The sequence below is a fragment of the Stagnihabitans sp. genome (genome assembly GCF_964946895.1).
The window spans coordinates 33,049-55,729 of record NZ_CBBQHX010000017.1; the positions used below are offsets into that span (position 1 = coordinate 33,049).

General features: G+C 64.1%; 20 protein-coding genes. 9 read left to right on the plus strand and 11 right to left on the minus strand.

Features of this window, described 5'->3' with window-relative positions:
- The 8 genes from AC1Y2B_RS12680 to AC1Y2B_RS12715 all read right to left on the minus strand — a co-directional run bounded on the left by AC1Y2B_RS12680 (position 1) and on the right by AC1Y2B_RS12715 (position 7,979).
- Positions 1 to 930 carry a prephenate/arogenate dehydrogenase family protein gene (locus AC1Y2B_RS12680; RefSeq protein WP_482253461.1) on the minus strand — a complete coding sequence of 310 codons (930 nt, stop codon included), beginning with the start codon at positions 928 to 930 and terminating at the stop codon, positions 1 to 3.
- Entirely contained in the window at positions 927 to 2,012 is a 1,086-nt protein-coding gene (gene hisC, locus AC1Y2B_RS12685; protein WP_482253462.1) for a histidinol-phosphate transaminase, read from the minus strand. The genes AC1Y2B_RS12680 and hisC overlap by 4 nt, the downstream gene beginning before the upstream one ends.
- A 67-nt stretch (positions 2,013 to 2,079) precedes the next feature.
- Complete coding sequence (locus tag AC1Y2B_RS12690; protein WP_482253463.1) at positions 2,080 to 2,628, minus strand: TIGR00645 family protein; 549 nt, start codon at positions 2,626 to 2,628, stop codon at positions 2,080 to 2,082.
- Between the two features lie 93 nt (positions 2,629 to 2,721).
- On the minus strand, positions 2,722 to 3,342 hold the full coding sequence (rpsD, locus tag AC1Y2B_RS12695; RefSeq protein WP_482253464.1) for a 30S ribosomal protein S4: 621 nt from the start codon (positions 3,340 to 3,342) through the stop codon (positions 2,722 to 2,724).
- A gap of 187 nt (positions 3,343 to 3,529) precedes the next feature.
- The gene (locus AC1Y2B_RS12700; RefSeq protein WP_482253465.1) at positions 3,530 to 4,597 is read right to left on the minus strand and encodes a Hint domain-containing protein; all 1,068 of its coding nucleotides are present in this window, start codon (positions 4,595 to 4,597) and stop codon (positions 3,530 to 3,532) included.
- 122 nt (positions 4,598 to 4,719) lie between these two features.
- Positions 4,720 to 5,967, minus strand: a complete 1,248-nt coding sequence (locus tag AC1Y2B_RS12705) for an Hsp70 family protein (protein WP_482253466.1) — start codon at positions 5,965 to 5,967, stop codon at positions 4,720 to 4,722.
- A 197-nt stretch (positions 5,968 to 6,164) separates the two neighbouring features.
- Positions 6,165 to 6,995: an SDR family NAD(P)-dependent oxidoreductase gene (locus tag AC1Y2B_RS12710; protein ID WP_482253467.1), complete on the minus strand. Its 831-nt coding sequence runs from the start codon at positions 6,993 to 6,995 to the stop codon at positions 6,165 to 6,167.
- Positions 6,996 to 6,998: 3 nt separating this feature from the next.
- Complete coding sequence (locus AC1Y2B_RS12715) at positions 6,999 to 7,979, minus strand: aldo/keto reductase (RefSeq protein WP_482253468.1); 981 nt, start codon at positions 7,977 to 7,979, stop codon at positions 6,999 to 7,001.
- 301 nt (positions 7,980 to 8,280) lie between these two features.
- Here AC1Y2B_RS12715 and gmd point away from each other — a divergent pair, with 301 nt between their 5' ends.
- The 5 genes from gmd to AC1Y2B_RS12740 all read left to right on the plus strand — a co-directional run bounded on the left by gmd (position 8,281) and on the right by AC1Y2B_RS12740 (position 14,533).
- Positions 8,281 to 9,399, plus strand: a complete 1,119-nt coding sequence (gene gmd / locus AC1Y2B_RS12720) for a GDP-mannose 4,6-dehydratase (protein ID WP_482253469.1) — start codon at positions 8,281 to 8,283, stop codon at positions 9,397 to 9,399.
- 73 nt (positions 9,400 to 9,472) lie between these two features.
- A complete protein-coding gene (gene fcl, locus AC1Y2B_RS12725) occupies positions 9,473 to 10,453 on the plus strand; it encodes a GDP-L-fucose synthase (RefSeq protein ID WP_482253470.1) in 981 nt (326 codons plus the stop codon).
- A gap of 33 nt (positions 10,454 to 10,486) precedes the next feature.
- Positions 10,487 to 11,932, plus strand: coding sequence for a mannose-1-phosphate guanylyltransferase/mannose-6-phosphate isomerase (locus AC1Y2B_RS12730; RefSeq protein WP_482253471.1), 1,446 nt, complete (start codon positions 10,487 to 10,489; stop codon positions 11,930 to 11,932).
- Between the two features lie 63 nt (positions 11,933 to 11,995).
- Positions 11,996 to 13,363, plus strand: a complete 1,368-nt coding sequence (locus AC1Y2B_RS12735) for a phosphohexomutase domain-containing protein (RefSeq protein WP_482253472.1) — start codon at positions 11,996 to 11,998, stop codon at positions 13,361 to 13,363.
- Between the two features lie 222 nt (positions 13,364 to 13,585).
- The gene (locus tag AC1Y2B_RS12740; protein ID WP_482253473.1) at positions 13,586 to 14,533 is read left to right on the plus strand and encodes an N-acetylglucosamine kinase; all 948 of its coding nucleotides are present in this window, start codon (positions 13,586 to 13,588) and stop codon (positions 14,531 to 14,533) included.
- On the opposite strand, the gene AC1Y2B_RS12745 is transcribed toward AC1Y2B_RS12740, so the two are convergent.
- Positions 14,530 to 15,594: an ABC transporter ATP-binding protein gene (locus tag AC1Y2B_RS12745; protein WP_482253474.1), complete on the minus strand. Its 1,065-nt coding sequence runs from the start codon at positions 15,592 to 15,594 to the stop codon at positions 14,530 to 14,532. The genes AC1Y2B_RS12740 and AC1Y2B_RS12745 overlap by 4 nt on opposite strands.
- 160 nt (positions 15,595 to 15,754) lie before the next feature.
- Here AC1Y2B_RS12745 and AC1Y2B_RS12750 point away from each other — a divergent pair, with 160 nt between their 5' ends.
- From AC1Y2B_RS12750 to AC1Y2B_RS12765, 4 genes are all read left to right on the plus strand, one after another.
- Positions 15,755 to 16,645 carry a helix-turn-helix domain-containing protein gene (locus tag AC1Y2B_RS12750; RefSeq protein WP_482253475.1) on the plus strand — a complete coding sequence of 297 codons (891 nt, stop codon included), beginning with the start codon at positions 15,755 to 15,757 and terminating at the stop codon, positions 16,643 to 16,645.
- Between the two features lie 165 nt (positions 16,646 to 16,810).
- Positions 16,811 to 18,073 (plus strand): ABC transporter substrate-binding protein, encoded by a 1,263-nt coding sequence (locus tag AC1Y2B_RS12755; protein ID WP_482253476.1) that lies wholly within the window; start codon positions 16,811 to 16,813, stop codon positions 18,071 to 18,073.
- Positions 18,070 to 18,987, plus strand: a complete 918-nt coding sequence (locus AC1Y2B_RS12760) for a carbohydrate ABC transporter permease (protein ID WP_482253477.1) — start codon at positions 18,070 to 18,072, stop codon at positions 18,985 to 18,987. Before AC1Y2B_RS12755 ends, AC1Y2B_RS12760 begins: the two co-directional genes overlap by 4 nt.
- Complete coding sequence (locus AC1Y2B_RS12765; RefSeq protein WP_482253478.1) at positions 18,984 to 19,844, plus strand: carbohydrate ABC transporter permease; 861 nt, start codon at positions 18,984 to 18,986, stop codon at positions 19,842 to 19,844. The genes AC1Y2B_RS12760 and AC1Y2B_RS12765 overlap by 4 nt, the downstream gene beginning before the upstream one ends.
- Before the next feature lie 60 nt (positions 19,845 to 19,904).
- Here the strand turns inward: AC1Y2B_RS12765 and AC1Y2B_RS12770 are convergent, their stop codons facing one another.
- Together AC1Y2B_RS12770 and AC1Y2B_RS12775 are read right to left on the minus strand one after the other, a co-directional pair.
- On the minus strand, positions 19,905 to 20,393 hold the full coding sequence (locus AC1Y2B_RS12770) for a hypothetical protein (protein WP_482253479.1): 489 nt from the start codon (positions 20,391 to 20,393) through the stop codon (positions 19,905 to 19,907).
- 7 nt (positions 20,394 to 20,400) lie between these two features.
- Positions 20,401 to 22,677, minus strand: coding sequence for an adenosylcobalamin-dependent ribonucleoside-diphosphate reductase (locus tag AC1Y2B_RS12775; protein WP_482253480.1), 2,277 nt, complete (start codon positions 22,675 to 22,677; stop codon positions 20,401 to 20,403).
- Positions 22,678 to 22,681: the final 4 nt, after the last annotated feature.

Genomic DNA, 22,681 nt, shown 5'->3' on the forward strand with positions numbered 1-22,681 from the left:
TCAGGCCCCGGTCTTGGATGAGGCGACGCGGCCAAAGTCGGGGGCCGACGTATCTTGCCCCGCCTCGATGATGCCACGGCGGATGGCACGGGTGCGGGTAAAGTAGTCAAACAGATGGTCGCCGTCCCCCATGCGGATGGCGCGTTGCAGCACGAACAGTTCTTCGGCAAAACGGCCGAGGATGTCCAGCACCGCCTCCTTGTTGGTCAGGAACACATCGCGCCACATCGTCGGATCAGAGGCGGCGATGCGGGTGAAATCGCGAAAACCGGTTGCGGAATACTGAATGACCTCGCTGTTGGACACCTGCGCAAGGTGATCGGCCACGCCCACCATCGTGTAGGCGATCAGGTGCGGGGTGTGTGACACCACCGCCAGCACCAGATCATGGTGCGGCGGGTCCATCGTATCGACCTTGGCGCCGAACCTCTCCAACAGCGCCCGCAGTTGCGCCAGACGGGCGGGATCGGTGCCCTCCAGCGGGGTCAGAAGCCACCAGCGGTTCTGGAACAGCGTGGCAAACCCCGATCGAGGGCCGGAATATTCGGTGCCCGCCATCGGGTGGCCGGGGATGAAGGTCACGCCCTCGGGGATGTGCGGCTGGACGGCGGCAATCACCGCCTGCTTGACCGAGCCGACGTCGGTCACCGTGGCACCGGGCTTCAGATAGGGGGCAATCTCGGCGGCAAGGGCCGCCATGGCGCCGACCGGAACCGCCAGCACCACCAGATCAGCCCCCGCCACCGCCTCGGCCGCCGTGGCATAGACGCGGTCACAGAGCCCGATGTCCAACGCCGTGGCGCGGGTCTCGGCGGATTTGGCATGGCCGACAATTTCGCCCGCCAGCCCCTTGGCCCGCATGGCGTGGGCCATGGACGAGGCGATCAGTCCAAGGCCGATCAGGGCAACACGTTGGTAGATCACAGTCATTTCATGCCCTTGAACTGGCCGATGGCATGGGCGACGCGGCGGCACCCGGCCTCGTCGCCAATCGTGATCCGCAGGCAGTTTGGCAGCTTGTAGCTGGAGACACGCCGCACGATCAGCCCCTGCGCCTGCAGGAACAGATCACAGGCCTCTGCCTCTTCGGGCGAGGCGAAGCGGGCGAGGATGAAATTGGCCATCGAGGTGTCAGACGGCACGCCCAATTCGCCCAGGGCCAAGGCCAGCCAGGTGCGCATCTTGGCATTCTCGGCCCGGCATTTGGCGACATAGTCCTGATCGCGCACGGCGGCTTCGGCCACGTCCAGCTGGGTGTTGGACAGGTTGAAGGGACCGCGGATGCGGTTCAGCACGTCGATGATGGCTTTGGGTCCATAGCCCCAGCCCACGCGCAACCCGCCAAGGCCGTAGATCTTCGAGAAGGTCCGGGTCATCACGACATTGTCGCGCGCATTCACCAAAGCCGCACCACCGTCATAGCCATCGACAAACTCGGCATAGGCCCCATCCAGCACCAGAATGGCTTGTGCAGGCAAACCGGCGGCCAGACGCGCGACCTCGGCGGCCGAAATCATCGTGCCGGTGGGGTTGTTCGGGTTGGCGATGAAGACCAGCTTGGTGCGCCGGTTGCAGGCTTTCAGGATCGCGTCAACGTCGGTTGTCCGGTCACGCTCGGCCACTTCGACCGGGGTGGCCCCCGCCGCCATTGCCGAAATGCGGTACATAAGGAACCCGTGCTCGGTATAGACCACTTCGTCCTTGGGTCCGGCATAGGCTTGGCAAAGGAAATGGATGATCTCGTCCGAGCCGACGCCACAGATGATACGGGCCGCATCCAGCCCATGCGCATCGGCAATGGCCGTCCGCAGCGACTGATGATCGGTCGAGGGGTAGCGGTGGATCTGGTGCACAGACCGTTGAAACGCGTCCTTGGCCTTGCCAGACGGCCCGAACGGATTTTCGTTCGACGACAGTTTGACCACGTTCGACACGCCCGCGACCGAGGCCTTGCCGCCTTCGTACAAAGCAATGTCCATGATGCCAGGTTGCGGACGGATGGCGTCGTTCATTCAATAAACCTCGGATCCTTCGACGGGCGTTGTATCCGCCGGGGGAAGTGATGGCCAGACGGAAAACTCAGTGCGTGCCAGAGCGGTCGGTCAGCCAATCCATCAACGCCAACAGGACGCCTGAGATGACGAAGGCCAGATGCACCATCACCATGTCGCGCAGCATTTCGCTGCTGACCGGATGCGCGCCATCCTGCCCCAGTTCCATGAACACCTTCAAAAGGTGGATCCCCGAAATCGCCACGATCGAGGCGATCAGCTTCATCTTCAGCCCCGAGAAATCGACCTTGCCCATCCAGGACGGCCGGTCCTTGGCATCTTCAAGGTCAAGCTTCGACACGAAATTCTCGTAGCCACTGAAGATCACGATCAGCATCAGGTTGGCCGCCAGCGACATGTCGATCAAAGACAGGATCGACAGGATACCCTGATCGGCCGTCATCTCCAGCACATGGGGCAGGATCGAAACGGTCTCGCGCACAAAGATCACCGTCAGGATGGCCAACGAGATCACAAGGCACAGATACATTGGCGCCATCAGCCAGCGCGCGGCGAACAGAAATTGCTCGAACCGGCCTTCTACCGTGTTCTTGCGGTTTTGACGGGTCGTTGGCATTGCAAAGTTCCCGGCGTTGAAAAGGGCATGACTTGAAACGAAAAGGGCCCGCCAACCGGCGGACCCTTGTGCCGGAACCCGTAAGGGCCGGTATCAGTTCTTGGCGTAGTATTCGACGACCAGGTTCGGTTCCATCTTCACCGGATAGGGCACGTCGCCCAAGGTCGGGGTACGGACGAACTTCACGGTCAGCTTGTGCTGATCGACTTCCAGATAGTCGGGGATGTCACGCTCGGTCAAAGCCAGGGCTTCGGTGATCGTGGCCATTTGCTTGGACTTCTGGCGAACTTCGATCACGTCGCCTTCGTTCACGCGGTAGGACGCGATGTTCACGGCCTTGCCGTTGACATGCACGTGGCCGTGGTTGACGAACTGGCGGGCGGCGAACACGGTCGGCACCAGCTTGGCGCGGTACACGACGGCATCCAGACGACGTTCCAGCAGGCCGATCAGCGCTTCACCGGTATCGCCACGCTGACGTTCAGCATCCGCATAGATCTTGCGGAACTGCTTTTCGGTCAGGTCACCATAGTAACCCTTGAGTTTCTGCTTGGCGCGCAGCTGCGTACCGAAGTCCGACAGCTTGTTCTTGCGGCGCTGACCATGCTGGCCGGGACCGTATTCACGCTTGTTCACCGGGGACTTCGGACGGCCCCAGATGTTTTCGCCCATACGGCGGTCAATTTTGTATTTGGCAGACGTGCGTTTGGTCACGGCTGATCTCCTTCGTTCTTTGGCGCCCTTGGCTGAACCTTGCGGTCCCCATACCTTGGGCCATGAAGGGCGTTGTCCTTTGCCTTGCGGCCGACAGGTCTCCTCTTGCGAGGTCCACCAACACCAATGAAAAGCCCCGGACTCTCATCCGGGACTTGCGCGGCTTATACAGGGCAAGATGGCGGAGTCAACAGGTCAGGCGGGGCATGTCATGCCGCAGGATCGCCGCCTCGTAGGTGGTCAGGTTGCGGCGGGCAAAGTCGCCGTAGGCCTGCGGGTTGACCGAAAGCGCCGGCATGGCCGCCAGAAGGTCAGCCTTTTGTCCGGCGTCGATCATCTCTGGCGCGGCGTTGGCGGGGTGGAAACTTTCGGTCTCCAGCCCGTTGGCCCAGATGATGTTGTGATGTTCCAGCAGGACATGGACGTAGGTCACCTCTTTGCAGGCATAGTCCACCGCGACCGTGGCATCGTTGACCATGTCCTCGGCCTTGACCAGTACCTCGTCGACGCTGAACAGCGCCTGCGCGGCACGGCCCTTGATCAGCATGCGGTGCTGCGGGCTGACGCGCAGGTCAGGCTCGGGCCGGTCCCGGCCAAAGGCACCGCTGCGAAAGCGGATCGGGCGCAACTGCGGCATCGCGTGCAGACGGGCGCCAGAGATGTGCCGCTGCCCGACCCACAGCACAGGCTGCGCGCCACAGTCGCGGGTAAAGACAAGATCGCCCGGACGCAGGGTCTGGATCGCCCGCCCGCCCTGTGGGGTCAGAATGCGGGTGTCGGGCGTGAAGCAGATCACCCCGCCGTCGGTCGGCGAGGTGATCTTGCGACGATCCGCCGCGACATGAACCACCCAAAGATCCCGGTCCACCGGCGGCAAAGGCCCGACCGCGAGGGCGAGGAGCCCGCCCGTCTCGGGGACGGCCATCAGGGTCATGGCAAAGCTGGCGTACCCGTCCGTGAGGGTGAAGCTGGGAAAGGTCAGGTCAGGTCCGCCTTCTAGGGCTGGCTCAACACGGGGCAAGGCGCAGGCCCCGACCAGCCGCCGCGCCACCCGCGCCGCCCGCCGCCGCATCTCTGCAACGCCCTCAGCCCCATCCAGACGCAGAAGCGTGGCCGGCCCGTCGACCCGCACCGGCTCGCCCGTCCAGCGCCATGTCACGCCAACCGACAGCAAATCCAGCGACGCGGCTGCGACCCCGTCCGTTTCTGTCTGGGACCATGAAATGACGAACGTGCCCGATGAGCCCGTTTTCATGCCTGTCCTGCCTGCTCGTTTCTTGTTTGTCCCGGCTTTTTGCCGTTTTAGGTTTGAAAATGCTAACGAATGCGACAGGCTTTGCCTATGGGAATTCCGCAACGGTTGGCAAATAACCGCGCCTAGGGGTGCAGGGCCGGGTCGGTGGCCAGCGCCAGCCCATCGACCACCGCCGTAAACGGCTCGGAGTTTTGCAGCGTGGCATTCGGGCACAACGCGCGCGCCACCGCTTCAACCATGCCCATCAGGCTGGAGCCGCCAACAAGGATCACCGTGCCAATCGCCTCGGCGGACACGCCCGCCATCTGGCAGGTCTCCAGCGCCGCTTCGCGCAAGGGCGCGCGGTAGCGGGCCAAGGCGCGGTCCAGCGAACCGCGCGAGATGGCAACCTGCAGGTCGGGCTCGATCTTGTCCATCTGGATGCGCGCGCCTTCGCGGCCCGCATTGGCGTTGATCTTGCCGCGTTCGACCGCGAAGGCAAGGTCATGGCCCAGTTCATCGGTCAGCACTTTGGCAAGGCGGCGCAGGTGACGCGGCTTCACGGCCACTTTGACCATGTCTGCCACGATGGCCCGGGTTTCCGGCGTGTACAGGAACGGGATCTTGGCCCAGGTCGAGAGATCGACATAGATGTGGTTGGGCACCGGCAACAGCCCCTCGCCCATTTGCCGCTTCAGTTGTCCGCCATAGCCCAGATAAGGCATCGCATGGGCCATCGACACCGCATGGTCAAAGTCGGTGCCACCCAGACGAATGCCGTGGCTGGCCAGAATACGCACCTTGCCTGCCTCGGTCCGGAACACCGAAAAGTCCGAAGTGCCGCCGCCGATGTCGACGATCAGCCCCAGTTCTCCGGGTTGCCCCAAGCCATGTGTCGCCAAGGCGGCGGCTTCGGGTTCAAACAGGAAAGATACCTCATCAAACCCCGCCGCTTTGTAGCAGCCCAGCAGATCGGCCTCGGCCTTGGCATCGCGCACCGGGTCCGAGGTATGGAAATGCACCGGCCGGCCTGAAAGCGCCCGGCTGAACTTGCGGCCCGAGGCGGCCTCGGCGCGTTCTCTCACCGCGATCAGAAACGCCGTGACAATGTCGGCCAGCGTTCGCCGCTTGCCGCCGATCAGCCGCTGTTCATGGAACAACCCGGTCCCCAGCACGCTTTTCAGGGCCCGCATATAACGGCCCTCCTCGCCCGAGATCAGCGCCACCGCCGCCTGTACGCCAATCCGCATCGGCCCCTTGTCCAACGGAAAGAACACCGCCGTCGGCACCGTTTCGGCATCGGTCTCGATCGGCAGACGGCGCACCTTGCCGTCTTCCAGAATGGCTGCGGCAGAGTTGGAGGTGCCAAAGTCGATGGCCAAAGTGGGCATGGGGGCTGCTTCCGTGAATGAAGCCCCGGCTGCTAGTCCTTTTGCCCGCAACCAGCAAGCCCATTCCCTGCCCTTTGCTCTTTGTCCAAATACTCCCGCGCGGCGCGCTCTTCGCCGGGCCGGTTGGCCCTTGGGCCAGAGGCGAGACAAAGGAATGCGCGCCAGCGCTCGATTTGGTCCGCGTTCAGCGCAGGGCGTCAGCCTTTCAGATAGGCCTTGAACGCCTCGGCATGATCGGGATGCCAGCGCGACAGGGCGGGACGGTTCTCGATGATGTCGCCTGCCGCCCAGGCGATGCGCTTTTCATCTAGGGCGCGCGGTACATCGTTGTCCGGGCACAGGATATAAAAGTCACCCCGGTCGAGGCTGTCCAGCATGAACGCCACCGCCTGATCCGCAGACCACGCCCCCGCAGGCTTGGGCGCGCCACTGGCCGCCGTCATCCCGGTGTGAACCCAGCCGGGGATCATCAGATGCGCCGAGACCTTGCCAGCCCCGTTGCGCAGTTCATGCGCCAAAGCCTCGGTGAACGATTTCACCCCGGCTTTGGACACGTTGTAAGCCGGATTGCCCGGTGGTGTGGTAATGCCCTGCTTGGATCCGGTGTTGACGATCAACGCCCGTTCGCCATGCGCCATCATCGCTGGCGAAAACGCCATGGTGCCGTGGATGACGCCCCACAGGTTGACACCCAGGGTGCGCTGCCACGCCTTCGCCCCGCCCAGGGTCGAGGATGGCATCCCGATCCCGGCGTTGTTGAACAGGAACGTCACTGGCGGCAGGTCCACCGCCGCCGCCGCGATCTGCTCCATTGCCGACAGGTCGGACACATCGGCCCCCTGCGCCCAGACCGTCGCCCCCTTGGCCGCCAGCCGCTGTGCTGCAGCGTCCAGCGCCTCACCGGGCAGGTCGATCATCAAGACCCCCATGCCAAGCGCCGCCACCGCCTCGGCCGCAGCAAAGCCGATGCCAGAGGCCGCGCCGGTGATGACCGCGGTGCGGCCGGAAACGAAAGCGGGATGGGTCATGGCTTACTCCTGCCCCAGGGGCGCGTGGGGGATATAGGCGGCCTCAAGGGCGGCAATCTGGTGCGGGGTCAGAACCAGATCAAGGCCCGCCAAGGCCTCGGTCAAGTGTTCGGGCTTGGTGACGCCGATGATGGGGGCGGTGACGCCGGTCTTCTGGCGCACCCAGGCCAAGGCCACCTGTGCCATCGGACGCCCCAGTTCGGTGGCCAGGCCCTGCACCGCGCCAATCACCCGGGCATCGGCCTCAGCCGTCTTGTCGAACAGATAGGCCATGTATTTGTCCTTGCCCGCCCGGTCCGTCTGCACCCCTGCCGGACGCGCCAGCTTGCCGCGCGCGATCGGGCTCCACGGGATCAGGCCAACACCCTGGTCAAGGCAAAGGGGGATCATCTCGCGCTCTTCCTCGCGGTACAGCAGGTTGATCTGGTTCTGCATCGAAACAAATGGTGTCCAGCCATTGGCCCGCGCCACCTCTTGCGCCTTGGCGAACTGCCAGGCCCACATGGTCGAGGCCCCGATATACCGCGCCTTGCCCGCCTTCACGACATCATGCAGCGCCTCCATCGTCTCTTCGATGGGCGTGTCATTGTCCCAGCGATGGGTCTGATACAGATCGACATGGTCGGTCTTCAGCCGCTTCAGGCTGGCGTCGATATTGTGCAGGATCGACCGCCGCGACAGGCCGCGCATCTGCGGCTCGTTCAGCATGACGCCATGCACCTTGGTGGCCAGCACCACCTCATCCCGCCGCACCATGTGCCACAGCACCTCGCCGATGATCTCTTCCGAGGAGCCGTCGGAATAGACGTTGGCGGTGTCGAGAAAATTCACCCCCGCCTCGATCGCCTGACCAAGCAGCACCCGCGACTCCTCTTTCGGCAGGGTCCAGGGATGACCGCCACGATCCGGCTCTCCGAAGCTCATGCAGCCAAGACACAGTTCCGAGACCTTCAAGCCTGACCGGCCCAAACGATGCATTCTCATCCGACACCCCCGATGTTCCTATCAGGTTACAAGCGGACCCCTGCAAGTGCCACCCAAATGCACAGGACGTATACGTCATCGGAGGCCTGCCGGACCGCCCCCCCCGGCGCAGCGGCAACCATCCGGTGCGCCAGAAGGCCAACCTTTCGCCGCAGGATACTGCAACATCAGGATAAGGTTGCGCAAAGGACGCGAACATCTGGAACGGTGCGCAACTTTCGGATAGCTCTGCGCATACAGGTGTCGCGTGCGCTTAGGGACACCAAACCCCGCCTATCATCAGGAAAATGGACCCCGTTTCATGAAGAAAGCCTTGATCAGCGGCGTCACCGGACAGGACGGCTCCTATCTGGCCGAGTTGCTTCTGGAAAAGGGCTATGAAGTGCATGGCATCAAACGCCGCGCTTCGCAGTTCAACACTCAACGGGTGGACCACATCTATGAAGATCCCCACATCGACAACGCGCGCTTCCGTCTGCATTACGGTGATTTGAGTGACAGTTCGAACCTGACACGGATTCTCTCGGAAGTGCAGCCGGACGAGGTGTATAATCTGGCGGCTCAATCCCATGTCGCCGTCAGTTTCGAGGCCCCCGAATACACGGCAGACGTCGACGCCTTGGGCACCCTGCGCCTGTTGGAAGCGATCCGTTTCCTGAAACTGGAATCCAAGACCCGCTTCTATCAGGCTTCCACCTCAGAACTTTACGGTCTGGTTCAGGAAACCCCACAACGCGAGACGACGCCGTTCCACCCCCGCTCGCCCTATGCCGTGGCCAAGCTTTACGCCTATTGGATCACGGTAAACTATCGCGAGGCCTATGGGATTTACGCCTGCAACGGCATTCTGTTCAACCACGAAAGCCCCCGGCGCGGCGAGACCTTCGTGACGCGTAAGATCACGCGCGGCTTGTCCAACATCGCCATGGGGCTGGAGCCGTGCCTATACATGGGCAACATCGACAGCTTGCGCGACTGGGGCCATGCCAAGGACTATGTCCGATCCCAGTGGCTGATGTTGCAGCAGGACAAGGCGGAGGACTATGTGATCGCCACCGGTCAACACCACACGGTGCGTGAGTTCATCACCTGGGCCGCCGCAGATCTGGGCCTGACGCTGGCCTTCCGGGGCACGGGCGTCGATGAGGTCGCGGTGGTCAAGACGGTAAACGGCAACCTCTCGCCGATGGTGCGTGAAGGTCAGGTCGTGATGCGGATCGACCCGCGCTATTTCCGCCCGGCCGAGGTTGAAACCTTGTTGGGCGATGCCACGAAGGCGAAGGAAAAGCTGGGGTGGCAGCCAGAAATTACCGCACGGGAGATGTGTCGGGAAATGGTGGACCACGACCTGACCACAGCCCGCCGCCATGCCCTTTTGAAGACGCATGGGCTGGATACACCGGTCAGTTTCGAAAGTTGACAGACATGCGACATCTGGTTGCCGTTTTCTTCGCTGGAAACGCCGGCGACCGGTCCGACGGGCAGGACAAACCATGACGAAGATTTACATCGCAGGTCACCGCGGCATGGTGGGCAGTGCGATCCTGCGCCAACTGCAAGCGCGCAAGGACGCGGGCGAAGCGCTGACGCTGATCACCCGCAGCCACGCGGAACTGGATCTGACCCGGCAGGACGCCGTGCGCGCCTTCTTTCAGACCGAAAGGCCTGACATCGTGATCCTTGCGGCGGCCAAGGTCGGTGGCATTCTGGCCAACACCACCTACCCGGCGCAGTTCATCTACGAAAACCTGATGATCGAGTGCAACGTCATCCATCAGGCCCATGCTTCGGGCGTCACGCGACTGCTGCAACTGGGCTCGTCGTGCATTTATCCCAGGGAAGCGCCGCAGCCGATGCGCGAGGATGCCCTGCTGACAGGCCCGCTGGAGCCCACGAACGAGCCCTATGCCGTGGCCAAGATCGCCGGGATCAAGCTGTGCGAAAGCTACAATCGGCAGTATGGCGTCGACTACCGCTCGGTCATGCCGACCAACCTATACGGGCCGGGCGACAATTTTCACGCAGCCGACAGCCACGTCCTGCCCGCCCTGATCCGCCGCTTCCACGAGGCGACGCTGTCGGGAGAGGACGAGGTGGTGATCTGGGGTTCCGGCACGCCCCGCCGCGAGTTCCTGCATGTCGATGACATGGCCGAAGCCAGCCTGTTCGTGCTGGACCTGCCCGCCTCCGTCTATCAAGCCGAAACCCGGCCGATGCTGAGCCACATCAACGTCGGCACCGGCCGCGACATCTCGATTGCCGAGCTGGCCCGGATCGTGGCCGAAACGGCCGGATTCAAAGGCCGCCTTATTTTTGACCTGAGCAAGCCCGATGGTACGATGCGAAAACGGATGGATGTCTCTCGGCTCCAGCGATTGGGCTGGTCCGCAAGGTTTGAGTTGCGCGAAGGGATTTGCGCAACTTACAAGTGGTACAGGAAACAACTGGAGTCAGACACCGCGGTGCGGGGCTGATCGCTATAAGTGATTAAAGAAATGACCAATACAATGACGCAGACCATTCATCCCGTGCTTTTGTGTGGCGGTTCGGGAACCCGGCTGTGGCCCTTGTCACGCAAGAGCTTTCCCAAGCAATTTTCAGCACTTGCCGGGACGGAAAGCCTGTTTCAGGCCTCGGCCCGCCGGTTTGCCGCACCCGGGTTTTCGGCCCCTTTGGTGGTGTCGGGGTCGGATTTCCGCTTCATCGTCAAGGATCAGCTTGCGGCCGTCGGCATCAATCCGGTTGCCACGCTGATCGAGCCGCAGGGGCGCAACACCGCCCCCGCCGTGCTGGCCGCGGCGCTGGTGCTGGAGGCGGCGGAACCGGGGGCGTTGATGATCGTGGCACCCTCCGATCACGTCATTCCGCAGGACCAGCAGTTCCGCGCGGCCGTTCTGGCGGCGGTGCCCTCGGCGCTATCGGGGCAGCTTGTGACTTTCGGCATCCAGCCTGACCGGGCGGAAACCGGCTATGGCTGGCTGGAATTGTCGCAAGATGCCCCGGGATTCGCCCCGCTGCCCCAGCCCTTGAAGCGTTTTGTCGAAAAACCCGACGCCGCCACCGCCGCCGCCATGCTGGCTGACGGGCGCCATGCGTGGAATGCAGGGATCTTTCTGTTCACCACGACGACCCTGATCGAGGCTTTCACTGCCTTTGCGCCCGAAATCCTGGCGGGAGTGCGCGCCGCGCTGGCCTCGGGGACGCTTGACCTTGGTTTCACACGGCTTGACCCGGCTGCCTGGGCAGCGGTGCCTGACATTTCCATCGACTATGCGGTGATGGAAAAGGCCCCCAATCTGACCGTGGTGCCCTATAACGGCATCTGGTCCGATCTGGGCGGCTGGGAGGCGGTCTGGCGCGAATCCCAGCCCGATGACACGGGCACGGTCACCCACGGCAATGCCATGGCGATTGACTGCACCGACAGCCTGTTGCGGTCGGAAGCGGGCGGCCTGCAACTGGTGGGGATCGGGCTGGACAATATCGTGGCCGTTGCCATGCCGGATGCGGTGTTGATCACCACCAAGGACCGCGCGCAGGATGTGAAGATCGCCGTCAACAAGTTGAAGGCCGCCAAGGTTCCGCAGGCTGAAACCTTCCCGAAAGATCACCGGCCCTGGGGCTGGTTTGAAAGCCTTGTCGTCGGCAACCGCTTTCAGGTCAAACGGATCGTCGTGCATCCGGGGGCCGCACTGAGCCTGCAAAGCCATCACCACCGGGCCGAGCATTGGATCGTCGTCGAAGGCACCGCCAAGGTGACGATCGACAAAGAGGTAAAGCTGGTGACGGAAAACCAGTCGGTCTACATCCCGCTCGGCGCCGTGCACCGGATGGAGAATCCCGGCAAGGTCAACATGGTGCTGATCGAAGTGCAGACCGGCATCTACCTTGGCGAGGATGACATCGTGCGCTACGAGGACGTTTATGCCCGGGGCGCCGGGGCGAAGGGCTAGCGCTAGCAAAAGCGCCGCACGATTCATCAACATATTGACTCTGCCGTTCAAGGATTGCGTCCCATGACCCTGACCTGCTTCAAGACCTACGACATTCGCGGGCGCCTTGGCGTCGATCTGGATGACACGATCGCCTACCGGATCGGCCGCGGCTTTGCGGTGGCTTTGCGGGCTGCGAAGGTGGTTGTTGGGCGCGACTGCCGCGCCTCGTCGGCGGAGCTGGCGGCGGCGGTGGTGGCGGCTTTGCTGGCCGAGGGGGTTGAGGTTCTGGATCTGGGTCTGGCCGGGACCGAAGAGATGTACCATGCCACCACGCATTTCGCGGCGGACGGCGGGATTGAGGTCACCGCGTCACACAATCCGATTGATTACAATGGGTTGAAGATGGTTCGCCACGGCTCGGCACCATTGGATGCGGCAACGGGGCTGTCGGCCATCAAGAGTTTGGCCGAGGCGGATACCTTCGGTCCGGCCAAACCTGGCGGCATCCTGCGCGATGTTTCGGCGGAGGCGCGGGCGGCCTATGTGAAAACGGTGCTGTCGTTCGTTGACGTCAACGCCTTGAAACCGTTGAAAGTTCTGGTCAACGCTGGCAATGGGACGGCGGGGCCGACCTTTGATGCGATTGCTGAAGGGCTGGCGAAGCTTGGTGCGCCGTTGACCTTCGTGCGGTTGCATCATGCGCCCGACGGCAGCTTTCCAAATGGCATTCCGAACCCGCTACTGGTGGAAAACCGGCCGCAGACCGCCGATGCGGTGGTGGCCGCCGGCGCCGATCTGGGGGTGGCGTGGGATGGCGACTTTGACCGCTGTTTCTTCTTTGACCACACCGGCGCCTTCATTGACGGTGAGTATATTGTCGGGCTTCTGGCCGAAGTGTTCCTGGCCAAGGAGCCGGGGGCCAAGATCGTGCATGACCCGCGCGTGGTCTGGAACACCAAGGATGTTGTGGCCAAAGCCGGTGGCGTGGCGCTGCAGGCGCGCACCGGGCATGCCTTTGTCAAGCAGGCGATGCGCGACACGGGCGCTGTCTATGGGGGTGAGATGTCGGCCCATCACTACTTCCGCGATTTTGTCTGGTGCGACAGCGGCATGATCCCCTTTGTGCTGATCGCCGAACTGGTCAGCCGCAAGGGCGCTTTGGCCGATCTGGTGGCGGGCCGCCGCGCGGCGTTCCCCTCGTCCGGAGAGATCAATTACCAGTTGAGCGACCCGGCGGTGGCCATTGCCAGGGTGCGGGCGCGGTTCCAGCCGCTGGCCCTGACGGTCGATGAAACCGACGGGCTGAGCCTGGAATTCGCCGACTGGCGCTTCAATCTGCGGTCCTCGAACACCGAACCGGTGGTGCGGCTGAATGTCGAATCGCGGGGGCAGGCCCACCTGTTGGCGGGGCGCGTGGCGCAGGTGCAGGACCTGCTGCTGGGGGCCTGACGGCGGCTGCGGCCTGTCGGGTTGGCGTCGGGTTTGCGTAGGGTTTGCGTCATTTTTGCGTAGCTACACGGGGCGCGCTGCCGCAAGGCCTTGGAAAGGCGTTTGGCGGGGCTTGGCCCGCCCCGGACAGCACAGGAACAGGCTGGGGTTTTGGCGCGGGCATGCTAAGGGAAGGCCTGAGCGCAGGCGGGTTTCAGCGCAAGGGGCAGGAAGGTCCGGAACATGACACGCATCCTTGGGGTGGACAGCGGCGGCACGAAAACCGTGGCCGCACTGGCGCGGCGTGACGGCACGGTGAGCCAGGTTTTTCGCGCGGCGAGCCTTGACCCCGTCTCGGTCCCGGACTGGCCCGAGCGGTTGCGGGCGCTGGTGGCAGAGGTGCGGGCCGTGGAACCAAACCCGGCGGCGGCGGCGTTCGGCTTGTCGTATCACACCGAGATCGCCGAAGTCTCGGCCGAGCAGGACCGGGTCGTGGCGGCGCTGCTGCCGGGCAAGGTTTTGGTCGACAATGACGTGCGGATTGCTTTTGACGGGGCGTTTGCCGGGGAGGCTGGCGGGCTTATCCTGGCGGGGACCGGGTCAATGGCCTGGGCCAGTCTGGGGGGGCCGGGCGACCGCCATGAACGGTCGGGCGGCTGGGGCGAGATTTTCGGCGACGAGGGCAGCGCCTACTGGATTGGCCGCGAGGCGCTGGCCGATGTGGCGCGCGAGTTGGACGGGCGTCTGCCGGTCAGCGGATTTTCGGCGGGGATCCTGGCGGGGCTGGGGATCGGCCCCGAGGCGTTGCTGGACTGGTGCTATGCGCAGGACCATCGCCGGTCGGCGATTGCCGATCTGGCGCGGCAGGTGGCGCGGATGGCTGCGGCGGGCGATGCGCGGGCCTTGGGCCTCCTTGAGCGGGCGGGCGATGAGCTGGCCAGCACCTTGCAGGCGGCATGGCGCAAGGCGGCGGGGGATGTGCCGCTGCGCTGGACCTATGCCGGCGGGGTGACGACCAATCCGCAGGTTCTGGCGCGGATTGCGCAGCGGGTGGGCGTGGCCCCCCTGCCCTGCCGCCTGCCGCCGGTGGGCGGTGCCCTGCTGCGGGCCGCGCGGCTGGCCGGGTGGGAGGTGACGCCGCCTTGGGTGGAGCAGGTGGCACGGTCGCTGGCCGAGGCCTTGGTGGGCTAGGCCTCGACCCGCAGGCCGGTGGCGGCGTCGAAGACGTGGATTTGCGCGGGCGGGATGGTCAGCCAGATGGTCTGCCCCTCGCCCAGTTCCAGCCGGGTTTGGGCGGTGACGGTGAGGGGGTGGCCCGCGACCCTGACGGTCAGATAAGAGGTGGCGCCGGTGGTTTCGCAGGTCACCACCTGGGCTGCGATGGCGTCCGGGGCCGGGGCCATGGCGATGGAGAGGTGTTCGGGGCGCAGGCCAAGGGTGACGCGGTCGGGCAGGGCGGCACTGTGCGGCGCGGTCAGGCTTTGGCCATCGGCCAGACGGAAGGTGCCGCCGGCGGGTTCCGCCGCGATCAGGTTCATCGACGGCGAGCCGATGAAGGTGGCGACAAACAGGTTGCGCGGTCTGTCGTACAGGTCCAGCGGTCTGCCGGCCTGTTCCACCACCCCGGCGCGCAGGACGATGATGCGGTCGGCCATGGTCATCGCCTCGATCTGGTCATGGGTGACGTAGATCGAGGTGACGCCCAGCCGCCGGTGCAGGGCGCGGATTTCGGCGCGCATCTGCACGCGCAGGGCGGCGTCGAGGTTGGAGAGCGGCTCGTCGAACAGAAAGACCGAGGGTTTGCGCACGATGGCCCGGCCCATCGCCACGCGCTGGCGCTGACCGCCCGAGAGTTGGCGGGGGTAGCGGTCCAGCAGGGTTTCAAGGCCGAGGATGGTGGCGGCCTCACGCACGCGGGTGGTGATGTCCTCGGGCTTGCCGCCGCGCAGCTTCAGGGAGAAGCCCATGTTCTGCGCCACGGTCATGTGCGGATAGAGCGCGTAGTTCTGGAACACCATCGCCGCGTCGCGTTCCTTGGGGTCAGCTTGCGTAACATCGCGGCCGCCGATCTGGATCAGGCCCTGATCAATCGCCTCCAGCCCGGCGATGCAGCGCAGAAGGGTGGATTTGCCGCATCCCGAGGGGCCGACGAGGGCCACGAATTCCCCGGCCTGAGCGTCCAGCGCCACGTCCTTGAGGACTTTCACCGTGCCGAAGGATTTATAAAGACCTGTCACCTGCACTCCGGTCATGGCGCGGTTCCGGCGGGTGTGGGGACAGGGGTCATGGGCAGCTCCTTTGACGCCGGACAGCACAGGCTTGCCGTTTGTGCCATTGGAAACCGGAATGTTCTTGCTATATTGCGACAAGTTCTTCCGGAATCCCAGCGCAACTCTGCCAGCGGCGTGGTCTATGTCCTCTAACCGAGCCTTGCAGTTTCTGGACCCCAGCCAGACCGGGAACCGGTTCCTGCAGCCTGACGAGTTTTTGACCGAAACCCATCTGGTGGCGCCGATGCCCGAGGCGCATTGGCATGACCATGTGGAGTTGAACCTGCTGATCCGCGGGTCGATGACCTATCAGATCAACGGGGCGCAGGTGAAGCTGCATGCGGGGGCGCTGTATTGCTTCTGGGCGGCGGTGCCGCATCAGGTGACGGTGGCCGATGCGCAGACCGAACTGGTGTGCATCTATCTGCCGTTTGCCGATCTGTTGGCCTTGGTGATTTCCGCCGATTTCAAGAATGACCTGATGTCGGGCGCGATCCTGACCACGCCCGAGCCGGACCCGGCGGATCTGCTTTTGGTGGCGCGGTGGGCGCGCGATTGGGACGGTGCCAGCGACCATCTGGCCGAGATCATGCGCGACGAGGTGCGGCTGCGCTTGCGGCGGCTGTCGGTCAACCATGTGCGGGCCGACATGGCGGCGGGGATCGAGGCGGAGCCGCGCCGCAACACCAAGGCCGCGACCGAGCGGCGGGTGGTGGCGCGGGTGCAGCAGATGACCAGCTACATCAACGAGGATTTCGCCAAGCCGATCGACGTGTCGGACGTGGCCAAGGTGGGCGGCCTGCATCCGACCAATGCCACGGCGATCTTCCAGAAGGTGCTGGGCCAGTCGATTGCGCAATATCTGCGCCAGCGCCGGATCAGCCATGCGCTGTGGCTGCTGGCCAATACCGACATGGCGATCATCGAGGTGGCGTTCGAAAGCGGGCATGGTTCGCTGAGCCGGTTTTACGATGCGTTTCACCGCCGGGTCGGCTGCACGCCCAAGGATTACCGCCGCCGGTTGCGCGCCTGACCTGACCGGCGCGAAGCACTGAAAAACCGGAATGATTGGGCCTAATCCGGCAAGAATGTCAGAATTTCCAGTCCTACGCTGGGCCTGATGCACGGGCCTGACGGCGTTCGTCCGGCCTGTGCCAAGACCACGCGAAACCCATCGCATTCCGACATGGAGGACGACATGTATCTGCGCCGAACGGACTTTTCCCTTGCCGTAGCTGCCCTTCTTCTGTGCACCGCCAGCGCGGTGCGGGCCGAGGACAAGCCCTTCGCCGGGCAGACGATCTCGGTCCTGCTGCCCTCGCCGCAAGATGCCAACATGGCGGCGGATTTCGAGAAGGATACCGGCATCAAGCTGGATCTGCAGACGGCATCCTGGGATGACGTGTCGGTGAAGGTTTCCACCGCGCTGCTGGCGGGCACGGCCCCGGCCGATGTGACCGAGTTCGACTGGTCCTGGACCGGGCAATTTGCGGCCGCGGGCTGGTATACGCCGCTGAACGATACGGTTGATGCCGATACGCTGACCGATATCAAGGGCGCGTCCCTGTTCAACATCAACGGGCAGGTGCTGGCGATCCCCTACACGAACGACTTCCGGGTGATGCTGATCAACCGCAAGCAATTCACCGATGCGGGCATCACCGACACGCCTGCAACGCTGGACGCGCTGGTGGCCGATGCCAAGGCGATCAAGGCCAAGGGCATCGTGCAATATCCCATCGGCCTGCCGCTGTCGGCGACCGAGGGGGCCTCGACCTCGTGGTATTTGCTGACCAAGGCGTTTGGCGGCGATCTGTTCGACAAGGACATGAAGCCGGCCTTCACCAGCCCGGATTCGGCGGGCTACAAGGCGATGGCGTTTGAAGTGCAACTGCTGAAGGATGGTCTGGTTGATCCGGCCTCGACCGGGTTGAAGGACAGCGACATCAACGACACGATGTTCGCCAAGGGTCTGACCTCGATCATGATTTCGGGCGAGCCGGGGCGGTTGGGGCAATACAGCGATCCCAAGCAATCGGCGGTGGCCGGTCAGGTGGAGGCCATTCCGGTGGCGACGGTCAGCGGCACGACGCGCAGCTTTGGTCTGCTGGAGGGCTTGGGCATTCCCAAGAACGCCGAGCATCCGGATGCGGCCAAGGTGTTCATCAAGTGGATGACCTCGAAAGACTTCCAGGTGCACAATTATTCCAACGGCGTCTTGCCGACCCGGACCTCTGCGCTGGCGCAGTTGCAGGACGCGGGCAAGCTGATCAGCGGGGCGGCCCTGGTGGCGCAGGCCCCGACGGTGGAGCCGTTGTTCCCGGCGGGTGCGCCGACCTGGTATCCGCAATTCTCGCTGGCGGTGAACACCTCGATCAACTCGGTCGCCAAGGGGGAAATCACGGTGGATGAGGCGGTCAAGCGGATCGCAGATGCCGTGCAGACCGCTGAGAACCAGTGAGCACAGCGTCCACGCAGGGGACGCGACACAGTTACCGCATCGGCGCACGGGCCGATGCGGTGACGGCGTTTTTGCTGGTGCTGCCCATCGTGCTGACGATGGGCGGGCTGGTGTTCTATCCTTTGGCCAGCACGGCGTGGGACAGTTTGCACCGCGTCAACCCGATGCAGCCGGGCACGCCGTTTGTGGGGTTGAAGAACTATACGCGGATGTTCAGCGATGCCGAGGTCGGGCGGTCGTGGCTGAACACGCTGGAATATGTGGTGATGGCGGTGCTGGCCGAGACGGTGTTCGGCATTCTGGCGGCGGCGCTGATCAACCAGCTGGATCGCGGACGGCGCTGGGTTCTGGCGGCGGTGGTGCTGCCCTGGGCCTTGCCCGGTGTGGTCAGCGGCGTGGTCTGGCAGTGGATCTATTCGCCCGGCCCGGGGCTGCTGAATGCGCTGCTGGTGCGGGCGGGCTTTGATTTTGACGCGCATCTTTGGTTCAACGACACCACCAGCGCCATGCTGGCCATCACGGTGGTGCATGTCTGGCGGATGATGCCGCTGACCATCGTGATCGTGCTGGCGGCGATGCAGTCGATCCCGGCGGAGCTGTACGAGGCGGCGCGGATGGACGGGGCCTCGCGGTCGGCCATGTTCCGGATGATCACGCTGCCGCTGACGCGCAGTGCGATTGCGGTGGCGATGACCAATGCGACGGTGTCGGCCTTCAACCTGTTCGACGAGGCGATCGTGCTGGCGCACAACAGTGTGGAGACCCGACCGATCCTGATCCAGATCTATCTGGAAGCATTCAAGAAATTCAACTTCTCTTACGGGATGGCGCTGTCGTTGATGGTCACGCTGATTTCGCTGCTGGTGTCCTTGGGCTATGTGCTGCGCCTTCAGCGCACGACGAGGCTGGAATGACGCGCACGCCTTGGGTTTTGCGGGGGGCGGTCTGGGTCGGGGTGGCGGTGCTGCTGATCTGGTCCTTGGCGCCGATTTACTGGACGCTGGCCTCCAGCATCACGCCCACGGTGGAGTTCAGCGACAAGCCCCTGCATCTGTTCCCGCAGATGCCGACGTTTGAGCATTATCTGCGGCTGATCGGCGTGTTGGATGGCCATTTCGGCGGGGTCGATGTGGCGCAGAATTTCCGGCTGGCGCTGTTCAACAGCATCGTGACCTCGGCCGCGGCGACGGTGCTGTGCGTGCTGTTTTCGCTGCTGGCGGCCTATGCCTTTGCCCGGCTGGAGTTCTGGGGCCGCGATGCGCTGTTTTATGCCGTGGTGGCGACGCTGGCCATTCCGGGTTATGCGGTGATCATCCCGCTGTTTCGGCTGATGGTCGCCACGGGGCAGATCGACAGCTATCTGGGGGTGACGCTGATCTATGTGTCAGCCTTCCTGCCCTTGTCGCTGTGGCTGATGAAGGGGGTGCTGGACGCCCTGCCCCGGTCCTTGGAGGAGGCGGCGCGGATGGATGGCGCGGGGCATCTGCGCATCCTGTTTTCCATCGTGGCGCCGATTTCCGCGCCGGGGCTGACGGCAACGGCGATCCTGACCTTTCTGGGGGCCTGGGGCCAATATGTGGTGCCGCTGATCTTTTCGCCGAAGAATGCCAAGCCGCTGACCGTGCTGATCCCGGAATTCGCCGGCAAGAATTTCGTCGATTACGGGCTGATCATGGCGGGCGGGTCGATTGCCATCGTGGTGCCCTGCCTGCTGGTGATCTTTCTGAACCGCTATCTGATCTCGGGCCTGCTGGCGGGATCGACCAAGTAGGGTCAGCCGCGCGGCTGCGGCCATCTGCACCCGAGGCGTGTCTTCGGGGGAGGCGGCGGCTCAGTCTTCGGCGTCAAAGCCTTTCGGGACGCGGGGGCCCGGGCCGGGCGGCAGGCCCGCGTCTTGCAGCAGGTCGGCGGCCATCGAGGTGGCATTGGGTCCGGCTTCGGCCAACCGCTGCCAGAGGTCGCGGGCGGCGGGCAGGATGCGGGGTTCCGTGAGGGCGCGGGCCGTGTGAAGCCAGAGGACCAGACCGTCGCTGCTGGCGTAAAGCCGCTGTTTGCGCAGGGCGGCGACCTTGGTCTGCGTCGCCCGCACAAAACGCGTCACGGCGGCCGGTGGCCAGTCGGCCAGAGCATGAAGATCCTGCCCCTCGGCCAGACAAGTCGCCGCCCAAAGCTGGGCATGGGCAGCGTAACTGTCCAGAATGTGCGGTTTGACGGTGGCCAGTTTGTCGGCCAGCGCCTGCGCTTCGTCGATCAGCGTCAGGATGGCCTTTTCGGCCTTCCAGGCGCTGAATGCGGGATTGGCATCCGGGCCGGGTTTCATGCCCGGGTCAGCCGCATTTGGAATGGCCGCAGTCGTTGCAGGTCATGCAGCCTTCCTTCATCTGCAGGGCATAGCTGCCGCAGCTTGGGCAGGCCGGGCCGCGCGGGGCGGGGCCTACCACCATCACCTCGGCGTGGGGATCGGATTTCAGGCCAAGGCCCTCGCCTTCGATGAAGCCGATGGCGATCAGGTGGCGTTCGATCACGCCGCCGATGGCCGCGAGGATGGATGGCACGTAGCGCCCTTCCATCCAGGCGCCGCCGCGCGGGTCGAAGACGGCTTTCAGCTCTTCGACCACGAAGGAAATATCGCCGCCCCGCCGGAACACCGCCGAGATCATCCGGGTCAGCGCCACGGTCCAGGCGAAATGCTCCATGTTCTTGGAGTTGATGAAGACCTCGAACGGGCGGCGGTGGCCGGCGATGACGATGTCATTGACGGTGATGTAGATGGCGTGTTCGCTGCCCGGCCATTTGACCTTGTAGGTGTTGCCTTCCAGCGCCGCGGGGCGGTTGAGGGGTTCGGCCAGATAGACGACCTCGGCCTCTTTGGTGGGTTGCGGGGTGGCGACCGGGGCCTTGTCGGAGCTTTCCGAGACGGTCAGCACCGAGCCTGTGACGGCATTCGGGCGGTAGGTGGTGCAGCCTTTGCAGCCTTGGTCCCAGGCGGCCATGTAGACCTCCTGAAACGCGTCAAAGCTGATGTCTTCGGGGCAGTTGATGGTTTTCGAGATGGACGAGTCGATCCACTTCTGCGCCGCTGCCTGCATGCGGACGTGGTCCAAGGGCGGCAGGGTCTGGGCGTTGACGAAGTAATCCGGCAGGGGGGCGTCGCCGTGGGTTTCGCGCCAGAGGCGGACGGCGTAGTCGACGACCTCTTCTTCCGTACGCGAGCCGTCCTTTTGCAGGACCTTGCGGGTATAGGCATAGGCGAAGACGGGTTCGATGCCCGAGGAGACGTTGCCGGCGTACAGGCTGATCGTGCCGGTGGGTGCGACCGAGGTCAGCAGGGCGTTGCGGATGCCATGCGTGGCGATCAGGTCACGCACATCGGCGTCCATCGCCTGCATGTTGCCGGTGGCAAGATAGGCATCGGCGTCAAACAGCGGGAAGGCGCCTTTTTCCTGCGCAAGGTCGACCGAGGCCAGATAGGCGGCGCGCGCAATCGCATGCATCCAGGCTTCGGTCTGCGTGGCAGCCTCGGGCGAGCCGTAGCGCAGGCCGACCATCAGCAGGGCATCGGCCAGCCCGGTGACGCCAAGGCCGATGCGGCGCTTGGCATGGGCCTCGGCCTCTTGCTGGGGCAGCGGGAAGCGGGAGGCGTCGACGGTGTTGTCCATCATCCGCACGGCCATGCGCACGAGGTCATCCAGCGCCGTCACGTCGAGTGCGGCACCGGGCTTGAACGCGCCCGAGACCAGCGTGGGCAGGTTGATCGAGCCCAGCAGGCAGGCGCCGTAGGGCGGCAGGGGCTGTTCACCGCAGGGGTTGGTGGCGGCGATCTTTTCGACATAGCCAAGGTTGTTGGCCGTGTTGATGCGGTCGATGAAGATGACGCCGGGTTCGGCAAAGTCATAGGTGTTGCGCATGATCTTGTTCCACAGATCGCGCGCGGGCAGGGTCTTGAAGACCTTGTCGCCGAAGACCAGTTCCCACGGGCCATCCGCCTTGACGGCGGCCATGAAGGGATCGGTGATCAGCACCGACAGGTTGAACATCCGCAGACGGGCGGCATCCTTCTTGGCCTCGATGAAGGCTTCGATATCGGGGTGGTCGCAGCGCATCGTGGCCATCATGGCGCCCCGGCGAGAGCCTGCCGACATGATCGTGCGGCACATGGCGTCCCAGACGTCCATGAAGCTGAGCGGGCCGGAGGCATCCGCCGCCACACCCTTCACTTCCGCGCCACGCGGCCGGATGGTTGAGAAGTCATAGCCGATGCCGCCGCCCTGCTGCATGGTCAGCGCGGCCTCTTTCAGGGCATCAAAGATGCCCGCCATCGTGTCGGGGATGGTGCCCATGACGAAGCAGTTGAACAGCGTGACCGCCCGGCCGGTGCCCGCGCCTGCGGTGATGCGGCCTGCGGGCAGGAACTTGAAGCCCTCCAGCGCGGCATAGAATCGCGCTTCCCAAAGGGCCGGGTCGTTTTCCACCACGGCCAGGGCGCGGGCGATCCGCCGCCAGGTATCCTCGACCGAGCCATCAATCGGCGTGCCATCCGCCTCTTTCAGGCGATATTTCATGTCCCAGATTTGTTCGGCAATGGGGGCGGCAAAACGGGACATGGGG